General features: G+C 34.0%; 3 protein-coding genes. All 3 read right to left on the minus strand.

Translation table 11 applies throughout. The features are described from left to right. Positions 1–209: 209 nt before the first annotated feature. Complete coding sequence (gene mnmA, locus MV589_RS00305; protein WP_297430951.1) at positions 210–1,241, minus strand: tRNA 2-thiouridine(34) synthase MnmA; 1,032 nt, start codon at positions 1,239–1,241, stop codon at positions 210–212. Between the two features lie 2 nt (positions 1,242–1,243). Further along, positions 1,244–2,116 carry a flagellar motor switch protein FliY gene (fliY, locus tag MV589_RS00310; RefSeq protein ID WP_297430953.1) on the minus strand — a complete coding sequence of 291 codons (873 nt, stop codon included), beginning with the start codon at positions 2,114–2,116 and terminating at the stop codon, positions 1,244–1,246. After that, on the minus strand, positions 2,109–2,642 hold a 534-nt coding region (locus MV589_RS00315; RefSeq protein WP_297430955.1), incomplete at its 5' end, for a FliM/FliN family flagellar motor switch protein. The genes fliY and MV589_RS00315, both read right to left, overlap by 8 nt.

Here is a 2,642-nt window from a genome sequence, read left to right on the forward strand (position 1 = left end):
TAAGATAACTAGTTTGTTACTTCCTAGTCTCTTACTTGCTTAGTTTTCAATGATCTCAAACATTCTCAAAAGCTTCTACTTGAAGTCTCTCTAGCCCTTTTAAACAAGGTCTCTCTGTTTGTGGATGAGAATTATAGAGAAGTGATGCTTAATAGTTACTTAATGTGTTGGGAGACTGGGGGAGAATTTAAAAAGTTGTCTTGCTAGGGCTAAGATTCTATTATCCAGCCCCCTCCTACAAGTTTATGATCATCATAGAATACGGCAGCCTGCCCGACTGCAACACCGAAAACACCTTCTTCTAATTCAATTAGAGCCGTATCATCTTCTATAAGTACATGACATTTGACAGATTTTGTTCTGTAACGTAATTTGACAGTAGAATCAAACTCTTTTCTATCATCAAACATATTGAGATTATTTAGTTTAACCTTATAGCAGGCTAGGTCTTCTTTTTTACCAACAACTATCTGATTTTTTTCAGGATTAATTTTTAAAACAAAATGTGGATCATGTGCACCATGTACTGTAAATCCTTTACGCTTACCAATTGTATAATGCATATAACCTTTATGTTCACCTACTACATTACCTTGTTTGTCCAAAACTTCACCAATTTTATCCACTTCTACATAATCTTTCAGTAAATCAGTATAGGTTGTTTCAACAAAACATATTTCACTCGATTCTGCTTGAGAGGAAAAAGATTCTAATCCTTTTATAGAAGCTGCTAATTCTTTAATATCTTTTTTATGTCTTTCACCAAGAGGAAATTTTAAACGTGGAAGTATTTCTTTATTTATATAAAAAAGAAAATAACTTTGATCTTTAGTATCATCTTCTGCTGCATAAAGATATTTACCATCTGTTTTAATATAGTGTCCTGTTGCCAAATACTCTGCATCAATTTCATCTGCAAACTTTATCATTTCACCAAACTTTAGGTTTCTATTACATAATGCACATGGATTTGGTGTTTTTCCTTCAGCATAAGTATCTATAAATGGTTGAAAAACTTTTTCATTAAAGGTCTCTTGCAAATCTAATACATGTAACTTCACACCTACAAAATCAGCAGCCTTTTGTGCACGAGCTTGATGTATCTCATGATAACCAGGTTTTGAATGCAGTTTCATATAAAGACCTTCTACTTCATAACCCTCTTGTTTTAATAATAATGTAGTTATAGTTGAGTCTACTCCCCCACTCATTCCTACTAAAACTCTATTTTTCTTTCTCATTTTTAACCTCTAAGCTGTTTAAGACGTTCTTTTTTAGTGCCAATAGTCGTTATTTGAATCCCAAAGTTTCCATCCACAATCACTACTTCACCTTGAGCAATTACATGATTATCAACTAGAATTTCCAAAGGATCATTTGCTAGTTGATTTAACTCTATCACAGAACCAATGTCCATATTTAGCACATCTTTTAAAAGCATTCTTTTTTTGCCTATTCTTACACGAACTGGTAATTTTACATCCATTATAAGAGAGATGTTCTTCATCTCCTCTTCGGATAATTTGACACTCTCACCATCACAATTTTCAGAGCTATTCTCTTCTTTTTCTATTGCTGTCGATACATTTTGTGCATCAGCTTGTGACGGAGACAAAGCCTGTGCCAATTTTTCATCAATAATAAACATAAGCATAGAAGTAATGCCTGCTAATGAGAACTTATAGACATACATTTTGCTAAAAGCTTCCAAACTTACTTCATCATCACCAGAGAGTGATTCTATTGAATCTATGCTAAATGACAATACAGGAAGTTCTTTTTGACCAGAAAGTGCTGTAGCAATCGCACCAAATATGTTTGATACTATCTCTTTTGCCGCATCTAAATCATCATCTGTAATATCTTCACGATCACTTGCCTCTTCACCCATCATCATATCAGAGAGCGATGCTGCCATGTTTGGAGGAAATGCCACCATAATATCAGCTTCTAAATCACCACTAACTTTAATTTTAGTAAGTACTATGGGAGGCACAATATTAGAAATTATGCTAAGTTCTTGTTCGTCCTGCAAGGAGAGTGTAGGAGCTTCACCTACGAGTGCTTCTATTGTACCAATAGTCTCATCTTCAAATAGTTTAATAAAATCACTCATCTATTATATCCTCATCATTTTCTAAATCATCTTCATGAATTATATCTTTTACACCTGATATTTTCTCATGACGCTGTTTTTCAAGTTCTTCTAAAGCCCGTTTTACTTCATCTTTTTCAGTTTCTATTATTTCATTGATATTTATCGACTTTCTAAATCTTCTCAATCCAATCTCTCCACGGAACCTATCTTTTCCATCAACAGAAATTGTTACTATATCGTTAGCAGGGGCAGAGAGACGTATAACATCTCCCACTTGCAATTCTAAAATATCATTTAAGCTCAAATCTGCCTCACCAAGATTTGCTTCTACATTTACCTTTGCCCCACCGAGTAGAACTTTGAGTTCTGTATTTCTACTTTTTTTTGAACTCGTTTCATTAAGCATCAAATCACGCGAAGCAAGTTTTGGCAAAATAGGTTCTAGTGCAATAACAGGATAACAAATATTCATCATCCCTGAAGAGTGCCCTATTATTATCTCCATTACAACCATAACGACAATCTCATTTTGTGCAACAATCTG

Origin of the sequence: Sulfurimonas sp. (genome assembly GCF_026991475.1) — a bacterium.
Lineage (GTDB): Bacteria > Campylobacterota > Campylobacteria > Campylobacterales > Sulfurimonadaceae > Sulfurimonas.